Source organism: Falsiroseomonas sp. RANM36, assembly GCF_056682175.1.
Map to the genome: position 1 here is coordinate 206,572 of NZ_JBWXTD010000005.1, position 6,328 is coordinate 212,899.

General features: G+C 72.5%; 5 protein-coding genes. 2 read left to right on the forward strand and 3 right to left on the reverse strand.

What is annotated here, in order from left to right; all coding sequences use genetic code 11:
- Nucleotides 1-122: 122 nt before the first annotated feature.
- From AC1MIR_RS18915 to AC1MIR_RS18925, 3 genes are all read right to left on the reverse strand, one after another.
- Nucleotides 123-872 carry an SDR family oxidoreductase gene (locus tag AC1MIR_RS18915; protein WP_480029738.1) on the reverse strand — a complete coding sequence of 250 codons (750 nt, stop codon included), beginning with the start codon at nucleotides 870-872 and terminating at the stop codon, nucleotides 123-125.
- Nucleotides 873-950: 78 nt separating this feature from the next.
- On the reverse strand, nucleotides 951-1,826 hold the full coding sequence (locus AC1MIR_RS18920; protein WP_480029739.1) for a response regulator: 876 nt from the start codon (nucleotides 1,824-1,826) through the stop codon (nucleotides 951-953).
- Between the two features lie 47 nt (nucleotides 1,827-1,873).
- A complete protein-coding gene (locus AC1MIR_RS18925) occupies nucleotides 1,874-3,685 on the reverse strand; it encodes an IlvD/Edd family dehydratase (RefSeq protein ID WP_480029740.1) in 1,812 nt (603 codons plus the stop codon).
- A gap of 239 nt (nucleotides 3,686-3,924) precedes the next feature.
- Here AC1MIR_RS18925 and AC1MIR_RS18930 point away from each other — a divergent pair, with 239 nt between their 5' ends.
- Together AC1MIR_RS18930 and AC1MIR_RS18935 are read left to right on the forward strand one after the other, a co-directional pair.
- Complete coding sequence (locus AC1MIR_RS18930; RefSeq protein WP_480029741.1) at nucleotides 3,925-4,689, forward strand: response regulator; 765 nt, start codon at nucleotides 3,925-3,927, stop codon at nucleotides 4,687-4,689.
- Nucleotides 4,661-6,181 carry a PAS domain-containing sensor histidine kinase gene (locus tag AC1MIR_RS18935; protein WP_480029742.1) on the forward strand — a complete coding sequence of 507 codons (1,521 nt, stop codon included), beginning with the start codon at nucleotides 4,661-4,663 and terminating at the stop codon, nucleotides 6,179-6,181. Before AC1MIR_RS18930 ends, AC1MIR_RS18935 begins: the two co-directional genes overlap by 29 nt.
- The last annotated feature ends 147 nt before the right edge of the window (nucleotides 6,182-6,328 follow it).

The following is a 6,328-nucleotide window of genomic DNA, read 5'->3' on the forward strand; positions in this document are numbered from 1 at the left end:
CCACCGGCGGGCCGAGCGCGCGAATGCGCGCCGCGCCCAGGCCATCAGCGCCGCCGGGTGCGGCAGTGCGTGGCGCGAAAGCCAAGCGGCCGGAGGCCGCGCCCGGCGTCTGAGGGCACACTCTAAAGCATCCAGCCGCCATCGATGACGATGGCCTGGCCGGTGACGAAGGCGCTCTCGTCGCTGGCGAGATAGACGGCGAGCGCCGACATTTCCTCCGCCGTCGCCAGGCGGCCCATTGCCTGGCGCGCGACGAAGGCGGCGCGGGCGGCATCCAGGCCGCCGGCCTGCGCGGCATTGGCGGCGATGCGGTCGCCGAGGCTCGGCGTGTCCACAGTGCCGGGGCAGATCGCGTTGCAGCGGATGCCCTGCGTCACGTATTCGGTCGCGATGCTCTTGGTCAGGCCGATCACGGCGGCCTTGGTGGTGCCGTAGATGAAGCGGTTCGGCGCGCCCTTCAGGGAGGAGCAGGCGCTGCTCATGTTCACGATGGCGCCGCGCCTGCGCTCCAGCATGCCCGGCAATACCGCGCGCGACATCCGCCACATGGAGCGGACATTCAGGTCGAAGGCGAAGTCCCACTCCGCCTCGGTCGCGGTCAGCACCGTGTTCTGGTGCACGAAGCCCGCGCAGTTGAACAGGATGTCGAGCGGCCCGGCCGCCTTCGCCGCGGCCTCGATCGCCGCGGCGTCCAGCATGTCGAGCGGCTGCGTGGAGAGGCCCGCCGCGCGCAGCTCCGAAAGCTTCCCCGCGTCCTTGTCGGTGGCGATCACCTCGGCGCCCTCGGCGGCGAAGGCGAGCGCCGTGGCGCGCCCGATGCCCTGCGCCGCGGCCGTCACGAAGGCGCGCTTGCCCGCCAGACGTCCCGCCATGCCGCTTCCTCCACGAACCTTGCCGGCGGACCTTGGGCAGGCCGCGGCGGCGCGTCAACCGGCCCGCGCGGCGGCGCGTCAACCGGGCGCGGCGGAAAGCCCGGCCGCGCGCATGGCCGCGGTGCCGTCCTCGACCCGGTCGCGCAGCGCCAGCAGCAGCGCATGGCCCGCCGCGCCGCCGCCGCCGGTCAGCCGCTCGCGCAGCACCGCGTCGAGCGTGTCGAGATGCGCCTGCACCGTCGCCCAGGCGACGCGATGCCGGGCATGGCCGCGTTCCAGCACGCGGCAGAGCGAGGTGGCGACGCCGGTGACCAGCGGATAGCCAAGGCTCGCGCCCTCCCCGCGCAGCGTGTGCGCGGCGCGGAACAGCCGCGCCGCGGCCTCCCGCGAGGACGGGTGCGTGCGGCAGGCGAGCCAGGCGGCATGCAATTCGTCGAGGCAGGGCGCGGGCCCCTCGCCGGGCGCCGCCAGGCGTCGCTCCGGCTCGGGCGGGGGCAGGTATTGGCGGCGGCGGCAGGGGCCGCGGAAGGCGCGGGCCTGCACGAAGGGGCGTGGCTGCTCGAGGATCGCGGCCACGCGCTCCGCCAGGCCGCCCGCGCTGATCGGCTTGGCGAGGAATTCCGTCACGCCGGCATCGCGCGCGGCGTTGATGCGCCACTGCTCGGTATGCGCGGTGACCATCAGAACGGGCGTGCGGCGCAGCCGCGCATCGGGCAGGGCGCGCAGGCTGCGCACGAAATGCAGCCCGTCCGGCGGCGGCATCTCCCAGTCGGCGATCACCAGGTCGGGGGGCAGGCGCTGCAACTCGGCGAGCGCGGTCGCCACGTCGCCGGCCTCGCGCGGGGCCGGCACCCAGACGCTGCGCAGCACGCCTTTCAGCAGCTCCCGCATGGAGCGGCTGTCGTCCAGGATCAGCACGTCCAGCCGCTGCAGGCGGTCGAGCAGATGCTTCATGCCGCGCGGCAGTGTCGCCGCGCGGGGTTAAGCGTACACGAACGGGATCAGTGATTGTGGCGCGATTCCCCGCGCGTCTCCAAAATGTTCAGATACAGCGTCGCGGGCTCCAGGCAGGCGCCGGTGCCGAGCTGGCCGACATTGTTCCGGTAGATCTCCTCCCAGGGCGTCTTGTTCAGCAGCTGCGGCGGCTTCCAGGCGGCCTTGCGCGCGGCCAGTTCCTCGGCCGGGATCAGCACGTCCACGCGGCGGTTCTTGAGGTCGATGCGGATGCGGTCGCCATGCTTCAGCAGCGCGAGCCCGCCGCCCACCGCCGCTTCCGGCGTGACATTCAGGATGGAGGGGCTGCCGGAGGTGCCGCTCTGCCGCCCGTCGCCCATGGTCGGCAGCGCGTTGACGCCCTTCTTGATGAGCGCCGCGGGCGGCTGCATGTTCACCACCTCCGCAGAACCGGGGTAGCCGACGGGGCCGCAATTGCGCACGACGAGGATCGTCTTCTCGTCGATGCCGAGCGACGGATCCTCGATGCGGGCGTGGTAGTCCTCCGGGCCCTCGAAGACGGCCGCCTTGCCTTCGAACACGTCGGGATCGTCGGAGAAGAAGCGCTTGCGGAACTCAGCGTCGATGACGCTGACCTTGATCACGGCGCTGTCGAAGATGTTGCCGGTCAGCACCAGGTAGCCGGCCTTCTCCTTCATCGGCTTCGCATAGGCGCGGATCACTTCGCGGTCCGGGCTCAGTGGCACGTCCTTCAGGTTCTCGGCGACCGTCTTGCCCGTCACGGTCATCACGTCGCCATGCAGGCGGCCCGCTTCCAGCAATTCCTTCATCACCGCGGGCACGCCGCCGGCACGATGGAAGGCTTCGCCCAGGAAGCGTCCGGCGGGCTGGCAATCCACCAGCAGCGGCAGGTCGGCGCCGACGCGCTGCCAGTCCTCCAGCGTGTGCTCCACGCCCATGTGGCGCGCGATGGCGATCATGTGCGGCGGGCAGTTGGAACTCGCGCCGATCGCGCTGGCGACGGCGACCGCATTCTCGAAGGCCTTCTTCGTCATGATCGCGGAGGGCGTCAGGTTCTCCTTCACCATTTCCACGATGCGGCGCCCGGACCAGTAGGCCATCTGCGCGCGTTCGCGATGCGGCCCGGGGATGGCGGCGCAGCCGGTCAGGCTCATGCCCACCGCCTCGACCAGCGAATTCATGGACAGCGCCGTGCCCATGGTGGAGCAATGCCCCCAGGAGGTGGAGGAGGCCGCGACCGCCTCCATGAACTGCCGGTTGTCGATCTCGCCCGCGGCGAGCATCCGCCGCGCTTCCCACACCACCGTGCCGGAGCCGACCAGCCGGCCGCGATACCAGCCATCCAGCATCGGCCCGCCGGAGAAGGCGATGGCCGGGATGTTCATCGTCGCCGCCGCCATCAGCGCCGCGCCCGGCGTCTTGTCGCAGCCGATGGTCAGCACCACGGCATCCAGCGGGTAGCCGTGCAGGATCTCGACCAGCGACAGGTACTGCAGGTTGCGGTCCAGCGCCGCGGTCGGGCGCTTCAGCGTCTCCTGGATCTGGTGGACGGGGAATTCCAGCGGCACGCCGCCGGCGTCGCGGATGCCTTCCTTGATGCGCTGCGACAGGATGGTGTGGTGGCGGTTGCAGGGCGCGATGTCGCTGCCGGTCTGGCTGATGCCGATGATCGGCCGGCCGGACTGCAACTCATCGAAGGTCATGCCGAAATTCAGCTGCCGCTCGCAGTAGAGCGAGGTCATGCCGGGGTCCGACGGATCGTCGAACCAGCGCTGGCTGCGCAGCTTGAAGGGCTTCTTGGTCTGGTCGTGATCGTCGTGGTCGTCTTGGCTTGCCATGGCGCTTCCCCTGCGATGCGCGGCACCGCTGCCGGGGAGTGAGGCGCCCGCGGCCCCGCCTGTCAACGTCCGGGGCGGGCGTGCCGGCGCCGCCGGCAGAGGTCCGCTGCGGCCTGGCGGCGCTTTCATGTCGCGTGTTGCGCGACAGTCCTGCAACATGTTGCGCCATGAGCCGCTTGCCGCCGGGCGCCGGGCGCGGGAGATATGCGGCGCGACCTGGCATGAGGACGGAGGACGCCATGGCGGAGACCGCCGCCATCATCGTGTGCGACGACGAGCCCGATCTGCGCGGCGCCGTGGCCGAGTATCTGGCGAAGCGCGGGATGGATGTGCGCGAGGCCGGGGACGGTGCGGCCCTGCGGCGGCTGCTGGCGGACCGGCCGGCCGATTGCGTCGTGCTGGACATCGCCATGCCCGGCGAGGATGGGCTGTCCGTGGCGCGCGCGCTGCGCGCCGAATCGGATATCGGCATCGTCATGCTCACCGCCGCCGGCGACGTGGTGGACCGCGTCGTCGGGCTCGAGGTCGGCGCCGACGACTACATCGCAAAGCCGGTGGACCTGCGCGAGCTGCTCGCCCGCCTGCGCGCCGTGCTGCGCCGGCGGGAGGCGACGCAGCAGGCGCTGGCGGCCGCCCCCGCTCCGGCGGCGGCTGCCCCCGCTCCCGCGGCGCCGGCCATGCCGCCCGGCAAGCGCGTGCGCATGGGCCGCACCTGGCTGGATCTCGATGCGCGCCGCTTGAGCGGTCCGGACGGTGTCGAGATCCCGCTCGGCCCCAGCGAGTTCGCGCTGCTGCGCGCCTTCGCCGAGCGCCCCGGCCGCGTGCTGAGCCGCGAGACGCTACTCGACCTCGCGCATCCGCGCGGCGACGAGCATTTCGACCGCTCGATCGATGTGCGCATCGCGCGCATCCGGCGGAAGGTGGAGGCCGTGCCCGAGCGGCCGGCCGTGATCAAGACCGTCCGCGGCGCCGGCTATGTCTTCGACCCAGCCGCCGAAGCCTGACATCGCCGCGCTGCAGGCCGAACTCGCGCTGCTGCGCGGCGTGCTGGACGCCGCGCCGGCGCGTGTCTGCGTGATCAGTCGCGAGCGCCGCTACCTCTACGTCAACCGCGAGTTCGCCGATTTCGCCGGCCGCCGGCCGGAGGACATCATCGGCATGAGCACCACCGAGCTGATCGGCCCGGAGCTCGCCACGAAGCTGCTGCCCGTCTCCGACCGCGCGCTGGCCGGGGAGGTGGTGCGGATGGAAGGCTGGGTGGACTACCGGACGAACGGCAGGCGCTACATCGCCTACACCTTCTCGCCCTTCGGCGCGCAGGGCGTGCCGGCGGAGGCCTTCATCAACTCGATGCGCGACCTGACCGACCTCAAGCGGCGCGAGGAGGAGGCGGCGGCGCAGCGCGCGCATCTGCGCGCGATCCTGGAAGGCATCGCGGACGGCGTGAACATCGTCGGCCCGGATGCGCGGCTGGTGCTGGCGAACCGCGGCTTCATGCGGATGTACGGCTTTCCCGCGCATCTCGCCGCGCCGGGCACGCCGGTGGCCGACTTCGTGCGCGACCGGATCCGCCGCAGCGATTTCTATGCCGGCGAGGATCCGCAGCGCGCCGAGGATGACCTGGTCGTCGCGCGCGTCGCGCAGATCATGACCGCGCCGGTCGGCCGCTTCGAGGAGACGCGCCCCGACGGCCGCGTGGTGGAGGTGCGGCGGGAAAGGCTGCCCGACGGCACGCTGGTCAACACCTATATCGACATCACCGCCCGGCGCGAGGCGGAGCGCGCGCAGCGCGCCAGCCGCGACGCGCTGCGCCGCAACGAGCGGCTCTCCGCCATCGCCAGCCTGCTGGCCGGCGTCGCGCACGAGATCAACAACCCGCTTGCCGTCGTCGCCGCGCAGTCGCTGCTGCTGGCGGAGGAGGCCGAGGGAACGCCGCTGGCCGAGCGCGCGGAGAAGGTGCGCCTCGCCGCCGAGCGCTGCGGGCGCATCGTCGCCAGCCTGCTGGCCAGCGCGCGACAGCGCCCGGCGCGGCGCGATCCGGTGGACCTGGCGCGCGCGGTGGAGACGGGGCTCGACCTGACGGTGGAGGCCGCGCAGGCGGCGGGGATGGAGTTGCGCGTCGAACTCGCCCGCGACCTGCCGACGATGCGCGGCGATGCCGACCAGATCGCGCATCTCGTCGGCAACCTGGTCGGCAATGCCCGCGCGGCGCTCGCCGGGGTGGAGCCGCCGGGCGGCATCCGCCGCATCTCCGTGACGCTGCGGCGGGAGGCGGCGATGGCGGTGCTGCGCGTGGCGGACAACGGCCCGGGCGTGCCGGAGGCGTTGCGCGAGCGCATCTTCGATCCCTTCTTCACCACCAAGCCGGATGGCGAGGGCACCGGCGTCGGCCTCGCGCTCTGCCGCACCATCGCGAAGTCGCATGGCGGCGGCATCGCGGTGGAGGAGACGCCGGGCGGCGGCGCAACCTTCGTGGTGCGGTTTCCGCTGGGATAGCGTGCTGGCGATGACGGTTGCGCTCTGGGGTCAGCCGACCAGGCGGCCCGCGAAACGGGCCGAGGCCGCGAATGCGGCCCGCGCCCAGATTGACCTCAGGCCGCCGCGCGGCCGTGCGTGGCGCGCAGCCCAGGCGGCGGAGCCGCC

Coding starts and splice junctions, on each gene's coding strand:
- AC1MIR_RS18920 (WP_480029739.1), bottom strand. CDS start 1,826: ATGAAGCATCTGCTCGACCGCCTGCAGCGGCTGGACGTGCTGATCCTG.
- AC1MIR_RS18935 (WP_480029742.1), top strand. CDS start 4,661: ATGTCTTCGACCCAGCCGCCGAAGCCTGACATCGCCGCGCTGCAGGCC.
- AC1MIR_RS18915 (WP_480029738.1), bottom strand. CDS start 872: ATGGCGGGACGTCTGGCGGGCAAGCGCGCCTTCGTGACGGCCGCGGCG.
- AC1MIR_RS18930 (WP_480029741.1), top strand. CDS start 3,925: ATGGCGGAGACCGCCGCCATCATCGTGTGCGACGACGAGCCCGATCTG.
- AC1MIR_RS18925 (WP_480029740.1), bottom strand. CDS start 3,685: ATGGCAAGCCAAGACGACCACGACGATCACGACCAGACCAAGAAGCCC.